The sequence below is a fragment of the Streptomyces sp. NPDC048196 genome (assembly GCF_040652715.1).
Lineage (GTDB): Bacteria > Actinomycetota > Actinomycetes > Streptomycetales > Streptomycetaceae > Streptomyces > Streptomyces siderophoricus.
In genome coordinates this window covers 66461-83342 of record NZ_JBEZMM010000018.1, presented here as the reverse complement: position 1 = coordinate 83342, position 16882 = coordinate 66461, and the positions used below count along the sequence as shown (strand labels likewise).

The 16882-nt window shown below is 73.2% G+C and carries 14 protein-coding genes; 3 read left to right on the top strand and 11 right to left on the bottom strand.

Features of this window, described 5'->3' with window-relative positions:
* Positions 1-2 precede the first annotated feature (2 nt).
* The 3 genes from AB0E02_RS19635 to AB0E02_RS19625 form a co-directional block, all read right to left on the bottom strand.
* Positions 3-686 (bottom strand): AIM24 family protein, encoded by a 684-nt coding sequence (locus AB0E02_RS19635; protein WP_362141018.1) that lies wholly within the window; start codon positions 684-686, stop codon positions 3-5.
* 11 nt (positions 687-697) lie between these two features.
* The gene (locus AB0E02_RS19630) at positions 698-2425 is read right to left on the bottom strand and encodes a TerD family protein (protein ID WP_362141016.1); all 1728 of its coding nucleotides are present in this window, start codon (positions 2423-2425) and stop codon (positions 698-700) included.
* Positions 2426-2536: 111 nt separating this feature from the next.
* Positions 2537-3163, bottom strand: coding sequence for a M48 family metallopeptidase (locus tag AB0E02_RS19625; RefSeq protein ID WP_362141014.1), 627 nt, complete (start codon positions 3161-3163; stop codon positions 2537-2539).
* Between the two features lie 182 nt (positions 3164-3345).
* Between AB0E02_RS19625 and AB0E02_RS19620 the strand changes: the two genes are divergently transcribed.
* Together AB0E02_RS19620 and AB0E02_RS19615 are read left to right on the top strand one after the other, a co-directional pair.
* The gene (locus AB0E02_RS19620; RefSeq protein WP_362141012.1) at positions 3346-4473 is read left to right on the top strand and encodes a ThiF family adenylyltransferase; all 1128 of its coding nucleotides are present in this window, start codon (positions 3346-3348) and stop codon (positions 4471-4473) included.
* Between the two features lie 56 nt (positions 4474-4529).
* Positions 4530-5978, top strand: a complete 1449-nt coding sequence (locus tag AB0E02_RS19615) for an AarF/ABC1/UbiB kinase family protein (RefSeq protein WP_362141010.1) — start codon at positions 4530-4532, stop codon at positions 5976-5978.
* Positions 5979-5996: 18 nt separating this feature from the next.
* Here AB0E02_RS19615 and AB0E02_RS19610 read toward each other — a convergent pair whose 3' ends face one another.
* The 5 genes from AB0E02_RS19610 to AB0E02_RS19590 all read right to left on the bottom strand — a co-directional run bounded on the left by AB0E02_RS19610 (position 5997) and on the right by AB0E02_RS19590 (position 9810).
* Positions 5997-6197 (bottom strand): hypothetical protein, encoded by a 201-nt coding sequence (locus AB0E02_RS19610; protein WP_362141008.1) that lies wholly within the window; start codon positions 6195-6197, stop codon positions 5997-5999.
* Between the two features lie 125 nt (positions 6198-6322).
* On the bottom strand, positions 6323-6640 hold the full coding sequence (locus tag AB0E02_RS19605) for a hypothetical protein (protein WP_362141006.1): 318 nt from the start codon (positions 6638-6640) through the stop codon (positions 6323-6325).
* Complete coding sequence (locus tag AB0E02_RS19600) at positions 6637-6990, bottom strand: WhiB family transcriptional regulator (protein WP_030413462.1); 354 nt, start codon at positions 6988-6990, stop codon at positions 6637-6639. The genes AB0E02_RS19605 and AB0E02_RS19600 overlap by 4 nt, the downstream gene beginning before the upstream one ends.
* Positions 6991-7106: 116 nt before the next feature.
* Positions 7107-7436 carry a hypothetical protein gene (locus AB0E02_RS19595; RefSeq protein ID WP_362141004.1) on the bottom strand — a complete coding sequence of 110 codons (330 nt, stop codon included), beginning with the start codon at positions 7434-7436 and terminating at the stop codon, positions 7107-7109.
* 145 nt (positions 7437-7581) lie between these two features.
* Complete coding sequence (locus tag AB0E02_RS19590) at positions 7582-9810, bottom strand: ATP-dependent DNA helicase UvrD2 (RefSeq protein WP_362141003.1); 2229 nt, start codon at positions 9808-9810, stop codon at positions 7582-7584.
* A gap of 507 nt (positions 9811-10317) precedes the next feature.
* On the opposite strand from AB0E02_RS19590, the gene AB0E02_RS19585 reads away from it, so the two are divergent.
* A complete protein-coding gene (locus AB0E02_RS19585) occupies positions 10318-10563 on the top strand; it encodes a mycoredoxin (protein ID WP_201801654.1) in 246 nt (81 codons plus the stop codon).
* A 165-nt stretch (positions 10564-10728) separates the two neighbouring features.
* Here AB0E02_RS19585 and nudC read toward each other — a convergent pair whose 3' ends face one another.
* The 3 genes from nudC to AB0E02_RS19570 all read right to left on the bottom strand — a co-directional run bounded on the left by nudC (position 10729) and on the right by AB0E02_RS19570 (position 16794).
* Positions 10729-11664 carry an NAD(+) diphosphatase gene (gene nudC, locus AB0E02_RS19580; protein ID WP_030417137.1) on the bottom strand — a complete coding sequence of 312 codons (936 nt, stop codon included), beginning with the start codon at positions 11662-11664 and terminating at the stop codon, positions 10729-10731.
* Positions 11665-11741: 77 nt separating this feature from the next.
* Positions 11742-13148, bottom strand: a complete 1407-nt coding sequence (locus AB0E02_RS19575; RefSeq protein ID WP_362141000.1) for a dipeptidase — start codon at positions 13146-13148, stop codon at positions 11742-11744.
* 10 nt (positions 13149-13158) lie between these two features.
* Positions 13159-16794, bottom strand: coding sequence for an ATP-dependent DNA helicase (locus tag AB0E02_RS19570; RefSeq protein WP_362140998.1), 3636 nt, complete (start codon positions 16792-16794; stop codon positions 13159-13161).
* Positions 16795-16882: the final 88 nt, after the last annotated feature.

Below are 16882 nucleotides of genomic sequence, written 5' to 3'. Positions count from 1 at the left end.
CCTCAGCCCCGGGCCCGGAGCCGGTCGGTGCTGTCCTCGCTGGGCTGGACGACGACGAACCCCTGGCCGGAGAAGCCGAGTTGGTACGCCTCGCCGCTGCCGCGGCCGATCATCGAGGACGCCTTGAAGCTGCGCTTGCCCTTCATCTTCAGATGGGTCGACCAGGCGACCAGGGCGTCCGGGTCGACGTAGGTCTCGTCCTCGCCGCGGCCGCAGTCGACGACGACGGGCGTGCCCCGGGAGGTCAGCGCGACCCAGCCGGTGCCGGAGATCCCGACGTTGAACAGGCCCTGGCCGGCGAACTTCGCCATGCCCTTGACGCGCTGCACGCCCCACTGGAGGTGGGCGTCGAAGGCGAGGAGGTTGGTGCCGTTGACGGAGAGCGAGTCGCCGTTGAGGTTGATGCAGACCACGTCGGCGCCGTAGTCGGCGAGGTAGAGCAGACCGTCGCCGGAGCACTTCATCAGGGGCGCGCCCTCGCCGGTGAGCCACTGGGAGGCCATCTGGCGGACGGCGGGCGGGTTGGGCTCGTACTGGACGAAGCCCTCGTAGGCGACCATCGAGCCGGTGCGGGCGAAGACGTCCTGGCCGCTCTGCATGGCGATCTTCACCATGGAGCTGCCGTGGTTCTCCATCCGGGCGGCGGGCGGGGTCGGGACGTAGCCCGACAGCTGCTGCTGGTTCATGACGGGCTCCCTCAGACCTCGTAGGGCTGGACGACGATGAAATTGCCGGGCGCACCGCGGAACTGGAGGTTCACGGTCTCGCCGGAGTGGCCCGGATAGGCGTGCCGGCGCAGGCTCACCTGGCTGGAGATGATCACCTGCGAGCCGGCGGACCAGGCCACGACGGCGTTGGCGTCGGCGAAGGTGGTCGGGGTGACCGGCAGCACGACGGGGGTGCCGTGGGTGGTGACGACGAGGGTGCCGGTGCCCTGGAACTGCATGGTGAACAGGGCGCCGCCGGGGATGCCGTGGCCCTCGATCCGGCGGACCTCGTACTGCAGCGACTCGTCGAAGGCGAGGACGGACTCGGCGGACACGCAGATCGCCTCGCCCTGCAGCTCGATGGGGTGGACATGGGCGCTGTTCTCCGCGAAGAACACCTGGCCCTGGCCGGTGCAGCGCATCAGCTGCATCTCCTGCCCGGTGGCGTTGCCGACGATCCGGCCGCGGAAGCCGGCGCCCTTGTAGCTGAAGTCGACCTTGCCCTGGTAGAGCACCATGCTGCCCTGGCGGGCGAGCACCGGCTGGCCGTCGACGCCGAGGTCGGCGCGGATCAGCTTGCCGTTCTGCGGCGTCCAGCGCTGCCCGGTGGGGGCTTCCTTGTACTTCTCCAGGACGACGCCGAGGCCGGGTCCGCCGCCCTGGGGGACGGCGGGTGCCTGCCCGCCGCCGTACGGGGCGCCCGGCGGCTGCGCGCCCGGCGGGCCGTAGGGGGCGGGCTGCCCGGGGAACTGGTCCTGGCCGCCGTACGGGGGTGCCGCCGGGGCCGGCCGGCCGGGGAATCCGGCGGGCGGCGGCTGCGGCGGACCGTACGGCTGCCGGCCGGGCGCCGGCTGGCCGTAGGGGGCGGGAGGCGGCGGCGCGGGCACTCCGGGCGGCGGCACCCCGGGGCCGGCGGGCGGGGCGAGCGGCGCGGCGATGGTGGGCGCGTTGTGGACCTGCGGGGCCGTGGGCTGCGGGGCCTGCGGCGCGGGTGCCGGCTGCGGGGCGGCCGGGGGCGCGGCGGGGGCTGCGCCCTGGGGCGGGCCGAAGGACGGGGCGGGTTGCTCGGGCACGGGGGCCGCGGCCGGTGCGCCGAAGGACGGCGCCGGGGCGGCGGGCCCGGGTGGCGGGGCGAAGCCGGGCGCCTCCTGTGCCGGCGCCGGCGGCGCGGCCTGCGGTGCCTCCACCTCTTCGGCGACCTCGCCGCCGAAGTTCTTCAGCAGCGCCTCCAGACCGCCGTCGAAGCCCTGGCCGACCGCGGCGAACCGCCACACGTCCTTGAGGTAGAAGTCGCCGAGCATGACGGCGCGTTCGGTGCTGAATTCGCTGCCCGTGAAGGAGTAGCGGGCGACCTCCTCGCCGCCGGCCACGATCCGGAGGTAGCCGGGGCCGATCTGGGAGACCTGGCCCGGGCCGTCGAGCGCGGCGGTGAACGACAACTTCCGGATGTGCGACGGGATCTTGTCGAGGGTGACCCGGAAGGACTCGTTGTCGCCGGCCTGCGCGCCGAGCAGCTGGATGGCTTCCTCGGGCGACTTCGGCTGGTTGAAGAAGACGAAATACCGGTCGTCGGAGAGCCGTTCGTCGGCGTCCAGGCCGAAACAGCTGATGTCGAAGGTCAGGCCGGGCCCGCCGATCTGCACGCCGACGTACAGGTCCGTCCCCGCCGTGAGATCACCGATCCTGGCCTTGTGGCCCCGCTGGAATTCCCTGGCCATACGTAACGCCCGTCCCCCGCTCCCGCAGTGAGTCCCTGGGCGCCCAAGGCTAACCGCTGGCGGTGACAGCGGGCGATGCCGGGGCGCACGCGGACATCGCCCGCCGGAGCGCTATTCCCGGCGGGCGGCGGGCAGATGCGGCAGCCGGTCGGCCGCGACCACCCCTTCGAGGTAGCCGCGGGCCCGCTCCGTACGGGGATAGGACTCCAGCAGCCGCCAGAACTCCGGACCGTGGCCCGGGACGAGCAGATGCGCGAGCTCGTGCAGCAGGACGTAGTCGATGACGTACTCCGGCATGCCCTGGAGGCGGTGCGACAGGCGGATGCTGCCCTCCGCCGGGGTGCACGACCCCCAGCGGGTGTTCTGGTTGGTCACCCAGCGCACCGACGCCGGCCGGGCCCGGCCGCCGAGGAACTGCTCCGACAGCCGCCCGGCGCGCTCGGCCAGCTCGCGGTCGCCGAGCATCCGCTTGCTCTCCTGGGCGGCGAGCTTGTCCAGCATCACCGTCACCCAGCGCTGCTCCTCGGCCTCGGACATCCGGGCCGGGATCAGCACGACCGTGCGGTCCCCCTCGCGGTACGCGGAGACCGTCCTGCGCCGCCGCGAGCTGCGGCGCACCTCGACGGCGCTGGTGCCCGAGCTGCGGGCCTTCGGGCTCGGGGAAGCCCCGCGCGAGGCGTCAGCGGCGCGGCGCAGGGGCGTCTCCCCGGAGCCGTGGGCGGAAGGGTCGGCGGGCACGCGCCCGACGTTACCCGCTGGCCCGGCGGGAAGTCCCGACCCGCGGTCGGTTCGCCGGCGAACCACTCCATGGCGGGCACAGCTTGTATGACAAATCCTTCCCCGGCCTGTGGATAACTTCGGCCCCCTCCGCGACAGGGCGCATGCTGAAGGCCGGACGACGAAGGACGGGGGCGGATGACATGCATCCGATGCTCAAGCCCGCGCTGCGGCGCGGCTGGCGGGACAGGGAAACGGTGCGGTTCGGCGTGGCGCCGGCCCATGCGATGGTGCTGGGGCCGCTCGACACGGCCACCGGCAGCTTCCTCACCCTGATCGACGGCACCCGCACCATGCAGCAACTCATCGACGAGGCCGCGTTACTGGACCTCCCGCCGGAGCACGCGCGGGGTGTGGTCGGGCGCCTCGGCGCGGCCGGACTGCTGGAGGCGCCCACCGCGGGCGGCCCGGCCGCCGACGCCGTACGCGACGACCGGCCCGCCCACGAGCGGCTGCGGGCCGATCTGGCCTCCCTGTCGGTGCAGCACCCGGAGCCGGCCGGCGCCCTGGGGCGGATGGCGGCGCGGCGGGCGGTCCGGGCGCGGGTCAAGGGGCTGGGGAAGGTGGGCGCGGTGGTGGCCGCGCAGCTCGCGGCCGCCGGCATCGGGTGGGTCGAGGTGTTCGACGGCGGCAAGGTCGCGCCGTGGGACGTGACACCCGGCGGCCTGCCCGCCGAGCGGATCGGCGAACCGCGCAAGGAGGCCGTGGAGCGGCTGGTCCACCACGCCTCCCCCTGGAGCCGCCGGCAGCGGCCGACGGGCGTACCGGTCAGCGAGTCCGGCGAACCCGGCCTGTCCCTGGTGGTGCTCACCCCGCGCGACGGCCTCGGCGCCTACGCCCCCGACCCCGTGTTGTCCGAGCCGCTGCTGAGCGCCGGCATCCCGCACCTTTACGCGGGTGTGATCGAGGGCACGGGTGTGGTGGGCCCGCTGGTGCTGCCCGGGGGTTCGGCCTGCGCCCGCTGCGACGAACTGCGCCGTACGGACGCCGAACCTGCCTGGCCGCGGCTGCTCGCCCAGTGGCGCTCGGGCCGCGCCGCCCCGGCCGTGCCGGCCTGCGACACCGCGCTGGCCACCACGGTCGCCGGGCTCGCCGCCGTCCAGGCGCTGGCGTTCCTCGACGGGGACCTCCCGCCGTGCACGGGGGCGCGGATGGAGCTGGCGCTGCCGTGTGCGGGCGTGCGCACGGTGCGGATCGAGCCGCATCCGGAGTGCGGCTGCGGGGCCGCCGCTTCGCTGTGTGCGGCAGGCGCCTCGGATCCTCGGCCATGACACGCCACAATGACGGGGTAACCCCGGTTGGGGGACAGTGTGAGTTGGAGGGGCGCATGTCTGATCTTCCCCGCAAGGCGGTCACCCGCACCGCCAAGCTGGCCGCGCTGCCACTGGGGTTCGCCGGCCGCGCCACCTGGGGCCTGGGCAAACGGATCGGCGGCAGATCCGCCGAGATCGTCGGCCGGGAGCTCCAACAGCGCACCGCGGAACAGCTCTTCAAGGTCCTCGGTGAGCTGAAGGGCGGGGCGATGAAGTTCGGGCAGGCGCTGTCCGTGTTCGAGTCGGCCCTCCCCGAGGAGATCGCCGGCCCGTACCGCGCCGCCCTGACGAAGCTTCAGGAAGCGGCGCCGCCGATGCCGACGAGCACGGTCCACGCCGTACTGGCGGAGCGGCTCGGCGAGGACTGGCGGGAGCTCTTCGAGGAGTTCGAGGACGAACCCGCCGCGGCGGCCTCCATCGGCCAGGTGCACCGCGCCGTCTGGCACGACGGCCGCGAGGTGGCCGTCAAGGTGCAGTACCCCGGCGCCGGCAAGGCGCTGCTGTCGGACCTGGCGCAGCTCAGCCGGTTCGCCCGGCTGCTGGGCCCGCTCGTGCCCGGGATGGACATCAAACCGCTGATCACCGAGTTGCGCGACCGGGTCTCGGAGGAGCTGGACTACTCCCTGGAGGCGGACGCCCAGCGGGCCCATGCCGAGGAGTTCGCCGACGACCCGGACGTGGTCGTGCCCGCCGTGGTGCACCAGCGCGACCAGGTGCTGGTGACGGAGTGGATGGACGGCGTGCCACTGTCCGAGGTGATCGCGGACGGCACGGACGAGCAGCGGGACCGCGCCGGCCAGCTCCTGGCCCGCTTCCTGTTCTCCGGCCCGGCCCGCACCGGGCTGCTGCACGCCGACCCGCACCCGGGCAACTTCCGGCTGCTGGCCGGCGACTCCCCCGACGGGCCGGCCGACGAATGGCGGCTGGGCGTGCTGGACTTCGGCACCGTCGACCGGCTGCCCGACGGACTGCCGGCCACGATCGGCGCCTCGCTGCGGATGACCCTGGACAGCGAGGCGGACGCGGTCTACCAGCTGCTCTGCGAAGAGGGCTTCGTCAAGGAGTCCATCGAGCTGGACCCCGACGCGGTGCTGGAGTATCTGCTGCCGATCATCGAGCCCGCGCAGGTCGACGCGTTCACCTTCACCCGCGGCTGGATGCGCCGGCAGGCCGCCCGGGTCGGCGATCCGCGCTCCCCCGCCCACCAGTTGGGCAAGCAGCTCAACCTGCCGCCCGCGTACCTGCTGATCCACCGGGTGACCCTGAGCACCATCGGCGTGCTGTGCCAGCTCGGCGCGACCGTACGGCTGCGGGACGAGCTGGAGGCATGGCTGCCCGGCTTCGTCCCCGAACACGAGCCGGCCGGCAGCGACCTCACCGGCAGCGACCCCGGCCCGGACGAGGACCCCGCCGGCCCCGGTACGGACACCGACGAGGAGGCCGCCCAAGAGACCACCGCCTGAGCTCCCGCCGGCCGTACCTCACCACCAGCTGGAGTCCAGGCGCCCCTCGATGGCCCGGATGTTCTCCCGGGCACAGCGGTCGCAGAAGTAACGGCGCTCGCCGTTCTCGACGGAACAGGTCCAGGTCGGCGGTGTGTCCTCGGCGACGGCGCCGCAGCCGGCACACCGCGTCTTCCCGTCCGCCAACTCCGCCTCGTGATGCGTCTTCTGGTTCACCATCCGACGATATCCCCGTCAACCACATGAACCGGGGCGCAACGCACCACGGGGCCCGCCCTGTCGGACGGACCCCGTGGAAGGTGGTGTCAGCGCCCCCTGCCGGACGCGCGGACCTGCCCACCGCCTTACTGCATCACGGCCATGGCCAGCGCACGGCGGGCACGGAGCGACGCGCGCTCGGCACGCCGCTGCATCCGCCGCGCGGCGGCGAGCCGGTGACCCCTGCGTTCGGACTCGGCCTCCCGCAGGCGTTCATGCATATGCGCACGTGCCAGGGCTTCTGGGATGAGTTGCATGGCGTGGTTCCTGTTCTGACGCGACTCGATCGCGTCGGCGTTCGCGGGGACGGGGGTGTCGGTGAAGGTCGGATTCATCGCGTGGTCCTGCTTCTTGGGATCCCGTGTGACGGGACGGTCGATCGTTCCTGTGCCGGTGGTGTTCATGCCGCAACCGGGTTCTTGCGCGGACGGCCACGCGGACGCTTCCGCGGCACCACCACGCCCTGGACGAAGAGCTCGCCACCCCAGACACCCCAGGGCTCACGGCGGTCCTTGGCGCCGGCCAGGCAGGCCTCACGCACCGGACAGGACTGGCACAGCGTCTTGGCGTACTCGACGTCGGCCGGGGACTCCGCGAAGAAGACCTCCGGGTCGTAGGTGCGGCACGGAACAGCGGCGCCGAGGCGGTCGATCTCGTCGTCGAGCTCGGTGAGGGGCAGCAAGGAGTTCTCCTGGGGGTCGGGCGGAGGGATCAGGTCGGTTGCTACGGACGGGGTGTGCGTCTGCAGTTGCACGGTGTGTGTTCCTCGTCTGTGTGGCCCGCTGGTGGCGGGCGCGTGGGGCAAACAAAAGGGCCGCGGATCCCGGTGTGGGTTCCGCGGCCCTGGAAGGTGCCGACCTGATCTGCCGATCAGGCTGGATCTCTCCAGGGTTCGAGGCCGCGGTAGGCCCACATCTCATGCTGCTTCTGGTACTGCTTCCGGGATTCGGCACCGTTGGCCGCCGCCGCGAAGGCAAAGGCATTCGCCTCGGCCACGACTGCTACTGCCGCAGGTGCCTCGGTCGGTCGCGCGGTGCGCTCACTGCAGGTCAGCACAGCGAGGGACTCGGGGCGCGCGACCTCGGTACCGGAAAGGCGGCCGAAGCCGGACAGACCGGTGCCACGGAGCGAGGAGCCGAGCGTGCAGGTGGCGACGACCGAGCGATCGGTCATTTTGTTCGTCTCGATGAAGCTGATCACTGGGCTCGCCTCCTCTCGGCGTCTCGGTGGAACGGAGAAACCCGCTCCAGGGCGTTCAAGTACAGCACGGATCCATCGGATCTCGGAAAGTTCCGTTGTCTCCGTTGCTCACGAAGGCTATGGGGATGCGCTCCGCGCGCGCAAACTATTTTTCCGACGAGTTTTCCGCGGCGCCTTCGGACCCCTCGCCCGAGGCTCCCGTGAGCTCCTCGCCGGCACAGATTGCCAGCACGTCGCTGCCGTAGCGGTCGAACTTGCGCCGCCCCACACCTGAGATGACCGCGAGCTCCGATTCGGTTCCCGGCACCGCCTCGGCAATGGCCATCAGCGTCTTGTCCGTGAAGATGCAGTACGCCGGCTGCCGGGACCGGGCAGCCTCCTCCGCCCGCCACGCCTGCAGCCGCTCGTACAGCGCCTCGTCGAGCTCCGACGGGCAGTCCTCACACCGCATCAGCTTCATCTCGCCCGCGTCCGTCAACGTCCGGTTGCACACCCGGCAACGGGCCGGACGGCGCTCCCGCGGACGCCGCGGCACCGCAGCCGCCGCCCCGCCGCGCTCCACGCCCCGCAGGACCGCGCCCTGAGCACGACGCCCGGCCACCGCCCCGGAACCGGGCCGCAGCCCGGTCAGGAAGCGGCTGGCACTCCGGGAAGCCCGGCCCCCCGGGGACCGCGCCAGCGACCACGACAGCGCCAGATGACGCCGCGCACGGGTGACGCCCACATAGAGCAGCCGGCGCTCCTCCTCCACCTGCTCGTCCGTCCGGGCGTACGTGATCGGCATCATGCCCTCGGTCAGCCCCACCAGGAACACGGCGTCCCACTCCAGGCCCTTCGCGGCGTGCAGGGAGGCCAACGTCACCCCCTCGACGGTCGGCGCGTGCTGCGCATTGGCCCGCTCGTCCAGCTCGGCGACGAAGTCCGCCAGCGAGGCCCCGGCCCGGGCCCCGGCGAACTCCTCGGCGAGCCGCACCAGGGCCGCCAGCGACTCCCAACGGTCCCGCACCGCCCCCGAACCGGCGGGCGGCTCGCTCCTCCAGCCCATGTCGCTGAGCACCGCCCGCACCTCCGAGGGCAGATCCAGCGCATCGTCGAGCAGCGCGTCGTTCGCCCCGAAACGGGCGGCGCCGCGCAGCTTGATGCCGGCCTCGCGCACCTCCGGCCGCTGGAAGAACCGCTCGGCGCCCCGCAGCTGGTACGGCACGCCGACATCGGCCAGCGCCTGCTCGTACACCTCCGACTGGGCGTTGACCCGGAACAGCACCGCGATCTCACTGGCCGGCACCCCCGACGCGATCAGGTCCCGGACCCGGCGGGCGGTGCCCTCCGCCTCCGCGGGCTCGTCGGCGTACTCCGTGTACACCGGCTCCGGGCCGGGCTCGCGCTGCGAGACCAGCTCCAGACGGTGCTCGGCCGCGCGCCCCTTGGCCTGCGAGAGCAGACCGTTCGCGAGATGCACGACCTGCGGGGTGGAGCGGTAGTCGCGGACCAGCCGGACGACGGTGGCGTGCGGATGGCGGGTGCGGAAGTTCAGGAGGTGGTCGGGGGTGGCGCCGGTGAAGCTGTAGATCGTCTGGCTGGCGTCACCGACCACACACAGACTGTCCCGGTCCCCCAGCCACAGCTCCAGCAGCCGCTGCTGGAGCGGGCTGACGTCCTGGTACTCGTCGACGACGAAGTGCTGGTACTGGGCCCGGACCTGCTCGGCGATGTCGTGCCGGTCCTGCAGCACCCCGACCGTGAGCAACAGCACATCCTCGAAGTCGATGGCGCCCCGGTCCCGCTTGAGCTGCTCGTAGGTGGCGTAGATCTGCCCCGTCTCGGCCGGGTCGCGCGGCGCCTCCCGGCCCGCCTTGGCGACCGCGGCCGGATAGTCGGCCGGCACGGTCTGGGTGACCTTTGACCACTCGATCTCGGCCGTGACGTCGCGCAGCTCGTTGCGGTCCAGCCGGATCCGGCAACGCGCGCCCGCCTCGGCCACGAGCTGTGCCTTCCGCTCCAGCAGCCGCGGAAGCTCGCCGCCCACCGCCTTCGGCCAGAAGAACTGCAGCTGCCGCAGCGCCGCGGAGTGGAACGTCCGGGCCTGGACCCCGCCCGCCCCGAGCTGGCGCAGCCTCCCGCGCATCTCGCCGGCCGCGCGCGCGGTGAACGTGACGGCCAGCACACTCGCGGGCTGCAGGATCCCGGCCCGCACCCCGTACGCGATCCGATGGGTGATCGCCCGTGTCTTGCCCGTCCCGGCACCGGCCAGCACACACACCGGACCGTGCAGCGCCGTCGCTACCTCCCGCTGCTCCGGGTCGAGCCCGTCCAGCACCCCGTCGGCCGAGTCCGGGGCCGACGGGAACAGAGAGGAGTCCGTTGCTGCTGTCACCCCGCCATGCTGCCAGGTCCACCGAGACACCAGGGAAGCCTGTCCACAGCCTCCCGCTCCCTGTCGTACGCATCACCACCGCTGTGGACAGCCGCCGACGCGTGCCGACGATGAGTGCTTTGCTTGATCCAACGCCGGACAGAGCGTGGGCGGGGAGGCGGGGGCTGGGGCTGCAGCTCGGGCTGGGGCTCGGGCTGGGCCTGGGCCTGGGGCTGGTGTGACGGTGGCCGGTGGCCGGTGACGTGAGGGCTGGATGCTGCGGGGTGGGTGAGGGGGTGGGGTGGGGGTGGGGTGGGGGTGGGGTGGGGGCCCGGGGGGGGCGGCCCCCACCCCGGGGAAAGCCCCCGCCAAACCCCCCGGGAATTGCCCGCCCCTCCCATACGTTGTGCCCCATGGCCGCACCGAGTGGTCGGTACGAACCGCACGAGTGGGCGGCACGAACCGCGCCGAGTGGGCGGTACGAGACAGACGACCGAGACAGACGACTGACGAAGGAGCGCGGGGCGCATGGCGGGCACTGTGACGATGTACAGCACCACCTGGTGCGGTTACTGCCGTCGGCTGAAGAGCCAGATGGACCGTGAGGGAATCGCGTACACCGAGATCAACATCGAGCAGGACCCGGAGTCCGCGGCGTTCGTGGAGAAGGCCAACGACGGCAACCAGACGGTGCCGACCGTGCTCTTCGCCGACGGCACGACGCTGACGAACCCGTCCCTGGCGCAGGTCAAGCAGAAGGTGGGCGTGGCCTGACGGCCGCGGGGCGGGCCGCCTGAGGCGCCCGCCGCCTCAGATCCCGGTGAGGGACCGAGGCGCACATGCACGTGCATCTGAGGGCCGTCGGCCGGTTCCGTCGAGCAGCGACGGAACCGGCCGGCGGCCCTCTCCGGTGCGCGTGAGGCCGGCCGCCTCACCCCGTCACGGCTTCGGCAGCGGCTTGCCGTACCAGAGCTCGATCAGGCGGGCGGCGATGGAGATGCCGTAGGGCGGCAGGACCTCGCCGGATTCGAAGGCGGCACGGAGATCCTCGCGGGAGAACCAGCGGGCCTCTTCGATCTCCTCGCCGTCCACCTGGATCTCGGCGGAGGTGGCGCGGGCCATGAAGCCCAGCATCAGGCTGGACGGGAAGGGCCAGGGCTGGCTGGCCACGTACTCCACGTCCCCGACGACGACGCCGGCCTCCTCGTAGACCTCACGGGCCACCGACTGCTCGATGGACTCCCCCGGCTCGACGAAGCCGGCGAGGGTGGAGAAGCGGCCCTCGGGCCAGTGGACCTGGCGGCCGAGCAGGGCGCGGTCCTCCTCGTCGGTGACGAGCATGATCACGGCCGGGTCGGTACGGGGGTAGTGCTCGGCGCCGCAGGCGGGGCAGCGGCGGATGTGGCCGGCGGCGGCGATCACGGTGCGTTCGCCGCAGCGGGAGCAGAAGCGGTGCAGCCGCTGCCAGTTCTCCAGGGCGACGGCGTGGACGAGCAGGCCGGCGTCGCGGGGGGACAGCAGGAGGCCCGCCTCACGCAGGCCGGCCGGGCGCGCGGACTGGTCGATGCGGCCGGGGAGGCTGTCCTTCTGGAGGGCGAAGTAGCTGACGCCCTCGTCGTCGGTGCCGAGGTAGTAGCGGTGGGCCTCGGTCAGCGGCGCCTCGAAGGACGGCGTCATGATCAGTTCGGTGCGGCCGTCGGGGGTGTCGTCGATCAGTGCCTGGCCGCCGGACACCACGAAGACGCGCGTCGTCGGGTGGCTCCAGGCCGCCGCCAGCCATGCCTCGTCGAGACGGTGGTGGGCGGAGCGGTCGATGCCGCTCGGCGCGCTGAACGTGATCGGCCGGTCGGCGGTGTGCTCGGTCCAGGTGGTCACTGCTGTTTCCAACTCCCCCTGTGGCGTGGGTGATTGCTGCGTACGGGCGCGGAACGGTGCGGCGGGGCGCGGGGCGGTCAGGTCCGCTGCCAGGTCTCCGCCAGGTCGCCCCAGAGGTGGGCGGCGGTTTCGACACCCTTCATCAGCAGGTCGAGTTCGACCTTTTCGTTCGGCGCGTGCCAGCCGTCGGAGGGGACGGAGATGCCGAGGAAGAGGACGGGGGCGCCGAGGACGTCCTGGAGGTCGGCGGCCGGGCCGGAACCGCCCTCGCGGGTGAAGCGGATCTTCTGGCCGAAGGCGCGTCCCATGGCGCGGGCCACGGACTGCAGCGCGGGGTGGTCGAGCGGGGTGAGGCAGGGCCGGGTGGCGCCCCAGAAGGTGATCTCGTGCCGGATGCCGGGCGGGAGCTGTGCGGCGACCCAGTGGCGTACGGCCTGCTGGACGGCGGCCGGGTCCTGGCCGGCGACCAGCCGGAAGGAGAGCTTCAGCTGGGCGGTGGACGGCACGATGGTCTTGCCGCCGGGGCCCTGGTAGCCGCCGCCGATGCCGTTGACCTCGGCCGTGGGGCGGGCCCAGAGGCGTTCCAGGGTGGTGGTGCCGGCCTCGCCGAGGGTGGCGTGGGAGTGGGCGGTGCGCAGCCACTCCTCCTCGTCGAAGGGCAGCTCGGCGAAGAGTTCCCGTTCGCGGTCGGTGAGTTCGATCACGCCGTCGTAGAAGCCGGGGACGGCGACCCGGCGGTCGGTGTCGTGGAGGGCGGCGGCCAGCCGGGCGGCCTCGGTGGCGGGGTTGGGCACCGCGCCGCCGAAGGAGCCGGAGTGGATGTCCTGGTCGGGGCCGTACAGCTTGATCTGACAGTCCGTCAGTCCGCGCATGCCGGTGCAGACGGTGGGGGTGTCCCTGGACCACATGCCGGTGTCGGAGACGATCACCGCGTCGCAGGCGAGGCGGTCGGCGTGCTTGCCGATCAGGGCGGGGAAGTTCGGGGAGCCGGACTCCTCCTCGCCCTCGATCAGCAGCTTGAGGTTGACGGCGGGCGCGGTGCGGCCGGTGGCGGCGAGGTGGGCGCGGACGCCGAGGGTGTGGAAGAACACCTGGCCCTTGTCGTCGGCGGCGCCGCGGGCGTAGAGCTTGCCGTCGATGATCTGCGGCGCGAAGGGGTCGGTGTGCCAGCCGTCCGCGCGGGCGGCGGGCTGTACGTCGTGGTGGCCGTAGACGAGCACGGTGGGGGCGGACGGGTCGCCGGAGGGCCATTCGGCGAAGACGGCGGGCAGGCCGTCGCCCTCGGTCTCCCAGATCTCGGCGGTCGGGAAGCCGGTGCCGGTGAGCTTGGCGGCGAGCCATTCGGCGCTGCGGCGTACGTCGGGGGCGCGGTCCGGGTCGGCGGACACGGAGGGGATGCGCAGCCACTCGGCGAGGTCGTCGAGGAAGGCGTCGCGGTGGCTGTCGAGGTACGCGCGGACGGCGCTGTCCGGGGTTGTGCTCATACGACCGAGCCTATCGGCCTTCCGGGGGACGCCGGTCGTCGGTCTCGCCCCGCAGGATGCGTTCCAGTCCGGCGCGGCCGGGGAGGCGGGCGGGCCGGACGATCTCGCCGGTGCGGACGTAGAGGAAGGCGGCGCCGACGGCGGACGGGGGCAGGCCGTGGCGTTCGGCCCAGGCGAGGCGGTAGATGGCGAGCTGGAGGGGGTCGGCGTTCTGGGTGCGGCCGGTCTTCCAGTCGATGATCTCGTAGTGGTCGCCGTCGGGGCCGCGCTCCTTGTAGACGGCGTCGATCCGGCCGCGGATGACCCGTCCGGCGAGGATCAGCTGGAACGGCGCCTCGACGCGGTGGGGGGTGCGGTGGGCGTACGGGGTGCGGGCGAACGCCTCCTTGAGGGTTTCCAGGTCGTGTTCGTCGGTGATCCGGTCGGCGTCGGGCCCGTCGGTATCGGGATCGTCGGCGCCGGGCAGCTCGTCGGGGCCGAGCAGCGGCAGGGCGAGTTCCTCGAAGCGGGACTCGACCCAGGCGTGGAAGCGGGTGCCGCGGCGGGCGCCGGGCCGGGGCGGGCGCGGCATGGGGCGGGCGAGTTCGCGGGCGAAGCCGTCCGGGTCGGCGGCGAGGCGGAGCAGCTGGGTGGCGCTGAGGGCGGCGGGCAGCGGGACCTCTCGGACGGTGGCGCGGGAGCGGCGCAGCTCGTCGGCGAGCGCCTCCAGGTCGCGGTCCCAGGAGCCGAGGATGCGGCGCTCCTCGGGGAGCAGCGGGTGGGGGCCGGTGTGCTCGTCGGCCTCCTCGTCCTGGTGGGCGGGGTGGGGGGTGGTGAGGTCGGGTTCGGTGGTGCGCTGGGCGCCGATGCGGGGCCGCGGGGGCGCGTCGGCCGCACCGGAAACGTCCTCGGGAACGTCCTCGATGCCCGGAACATCGTCGAACGGGTCCGCCTCGGGGATCGCGAAGGGGTCCGGTTCGTCGAACGGGTCGGTCTCGGGCACGCCGTACGCCTCGTCGTCCTCCGGCATGCCGTAGGGGTCGTCCTCCCACTCCTCCTCCGGTGGGGCCGGTGGCCACTCCGGGTCGTGGGCCGGGGACGGCGCGGGGACAGTGGGGGAGACCGCGGCGGGTGGCTGCGGGGCCTGGTGGCGGGCGAGGTGGGTGCGGACCGCGGCCGCTGCGGTGCGGCGGCGGGCGAGGGCGGCGGGGTCGAGCGGCAGCGGCCAGGCCTGTTCGGTGGCGGCCTCGGCGAGGGTGGGGTTCTCGGCGCCCTCCTCGGGCGGGTCGGCCCAGTGCTCGATCTCGCCGTGGCCGGCCTCGCAGTGCTCGCGCAGCGCCTCCAGGAAGGCGGACGGGCCGCGCGGCCGCTTCTGGTGCGGGCCCCACCAGTGGCCGGAGCCGAGCAGCAGGGACCGGGGGCGGGTGAAGGTGACGTAGCCGAGGCGGAGTTCTTCGGTCTGCTGGTGGTGCTTCATCGCCTCCTTGAAGTCCTTGATGCCGCGGGCGGCCCATTCCTCGACGTCGGGGAGGGTGGCGGCGTCGCCGCGGAGGGTGTGCGGCAGGACCTTGGCGCGGCTGGTCCAGGACTCGCGGGACTGTTCGCTGGGGAACTGCTTGGCGACGAGGCCGGGGACGGCGACGACGTCCCATTCGAGGCCCTTGGACTTGTGGGCGGTGAGCACCTTGACGGTGTTGTCCCCGCCGGGGAGGGAGCTGTCGAGGCCCTTCTCGTACTGGACGGCGGTGCGCAGGAAGCCGAGGAAGGCGAGGAGGGTGGCTTCGCCGTCGAGGGATTCGCCGCCCTGTTTGGCGGCGAAGCCGGCGGCGACGTCGAGGAAGGTGCCGAGGGTTTCGCGGCGGCGGGCGGCGAGGGCGTGCGGGGACGCGGAGAGTTCGACTTCGAGGCCGGTGGTGGCGAGCACCCGGTGGAGGACGTCCATGAGGGGGTCGCCCAGGGAGCGCCGGAGGTCGCGGAGCTCGGCGGCGAGGTGGGCGAAGCGCACCCGGGCCTCGGCGGAGAACGGCAGGCCGTCGTCGGTGCCGTCGGCCTCCAGGAAGGTGTCGAGGGCGTCGGCGAGGGAGAGGGTCTCGGCCGGGTCGGTGCCTTCGACGGCTTCGGCGAGGCGTTGGGCGGGGTCGTCGGACGGGCCGCCGTGGTGGACGAGGGTGCGGGCGCGGCGCCCGAGGAGGGCGAGGTCGCGGGGGCCGATCCGCCAGCGGGGGCCGATCAGGAGGCGGACGAGGGAGGCGTTGGCGGTCGGGTCCTGGAGCACTTCGCAGACGGCGACGAGGTCGGCGATCTCGGGGAGGTGCAGCAGTCCGGAGAGGCCGACGACCTCGACGGGGATGTCGCGGGCGACGAGTTCGCCCTGGATGTGGGCGAAGTCGCCGGCGGTGCGGCACAGGACGGCGATCTCGCCGGGCGGGGTGCCGGTGCGTACGAGGTGGGCGAGGGAGTCGGCGAGCCAGCGGAGCTCTTCGGCGTGGGTGGGCAGCAGGGCGCAGCGGACGGTGCCGTCGCGTTCGGCGCCGGGGGCGGGGCGGAGCGCTTCGACGCCTTCGTGCATGCGGCGGAGCGGGGCGGCGAGGCCGTTGGCGAGGTCGAGGAGGCGGCCGCCGCTGCGGCGGTTCTCGCTGAGGGCGTACCGGTGGGCGGGGGTGCCGTCCGCGAAGGGGAAGTGGGCGGGGAAGTCGTCGAGGTTGGCGACGGAGGCGCCGCGCCAGCCGTAGATGGCCTGGCAGGGGTCGCCGACGGCGGTGACGGCGTGTCCGGTGGGGGTGCCGTTCGCGGCGCCGAAGAGGCCGGAGAGCAGCAGCCGCTGGGCGACGGAGGTGTCCTGGTACTCGTCGAGCAGGACGACCCGGAATTCGTCGCGCAGGATCCGGCCCACCTCCGGGCGGGTGGTGGCGAGGGTCGCCGAATGGGCGATCTGGTCACCGAAGTCGAGCAGATCGCGGCGGCGCTTCTCGCTGCGGTAGGCGGCGACGAGGTCGAGGAGCTCCAGCCGGGCGCGGGCGGTGTCGGGCACCTTGCGCAGGTCGGCGTTGGTGAGCTTGACGCCGTCGAGGGCGGCGAGCAGCCCGGTGTCGTAACGGCGGAGCTCGGCCGGGTCCACGAGGTGCTCGGCGAGCTCGGCGTCCAGGGCGAGGAGGTCCTCCACGAGGGAGGGCAGGGAGGTGGTGAGCGCCGGGTAGGGGCCGGGGGCGGTGCGCAGGGTGCGGGCGGCGAGCTGGAAGCGGGTGGCATCGGCGAGCAGCCGGGCGCTGGGTTCCAGGCCGATGCGCAGGCCGTGGTCCTTGAGGAGCTGGCCGGCGAAGGCGTGGTACGTCGAGATGCGCGGCTCGCCGGCGACGGCCTCGGCACTCCCCGGCACGGGCTCCGGGTCGCTCACCCCGGCCTTGACGAGGGCGGCGCGGACCCGCTCGGCGAGCTCGCCGGCGGCCTTGTTCGTGAAGGTCAGACCGAGGACCTGCTCGGGGGCGACCTGCCCGGTGCCGACCAGCCACACCACCCGCGCGGCCATCACCGTGGTCTTCCCGGACCCGGCCCCGGCCACGATGACCTGCGGCGCGGGCGGCGCGGTGATGCAGGCCGTCTGCTCCGGGGTGAACGGAATCCCGAGCAGCTCCTTGAGCTGCTCGGGGTCGGTGATACGCGGTCTCACGGTTTAGACCGTAACGGTCCCCACTGACATCCCACGTACCCGTCTGTCCCGCCGCGGGGCGCTGCGCTTTGCGGTGCCGCGTACGTGG

What these genes read in the sequence shown, in the direction of transcription:
- AB0E02_RS19635 (WP_362141018.1), bottom strand. Translation starts at nt 686, where the DNA reads ATGAACCAGCAGCAGCTGTCGGGCTACGTCCCGACCCCGCCCGCCGCC.
- AB0E02_RS19630 (WP_362141016.1), bottom strand. Translation starts at nt 2,425, where the DNA reads ATGGCCAGGGAATTCCAGCGGGGCCACAAGGCCAGGATCGGTGATCTC.
- AB0E02_RS19620 (WP_362141012.1), top strand. Translation starts at nt 3,346, where the DNA reads ATGCATCCGATGCTCAAGCCCGCGCTGCGGCGCGGCTGGCGGGACAGG.
- AB0E02_RS19615 (WP_362141010.1), top strand. Translation starts at nt 4,530, where the DNA reads ATGTCTGATCTTCCCCGCAAGGCGGTCACCCGCACCGCCAAGCTGGCC.
- AB0E02_RS19610 (WP_362141008.1), bottom strand. Translation starts at nt 6,197, where the DNA reads ATGGTGAACCAGAAGACGCATCACGAGGCGGAGTTGGCGGACGGGAAG.
- AB0E02_RS19605 (WP_362141006.1), bottom strand. Translation starts at nt 6,640, where the DNA reads ATGAACACCACCGGCACAGGAACGATCGACCGTCCCGTCACACGGGAT.
- AB0E02_RS19585 (WP_201801654.1), top strand. Translation starts at nt 10,318, where the DNA reads ATGGCGGGCACTGTGACGATGTACAGCACCACCTGGTGCGGTTACTGC.
- AB0E02_RS19575 (WP_362141000.1), bottom strand. Translation starts at nt 13,148, where the DNA reads ATGAGCACAACCCCGGACAGCGCCGTCCGCGCGTACCTCGACAGCCAC.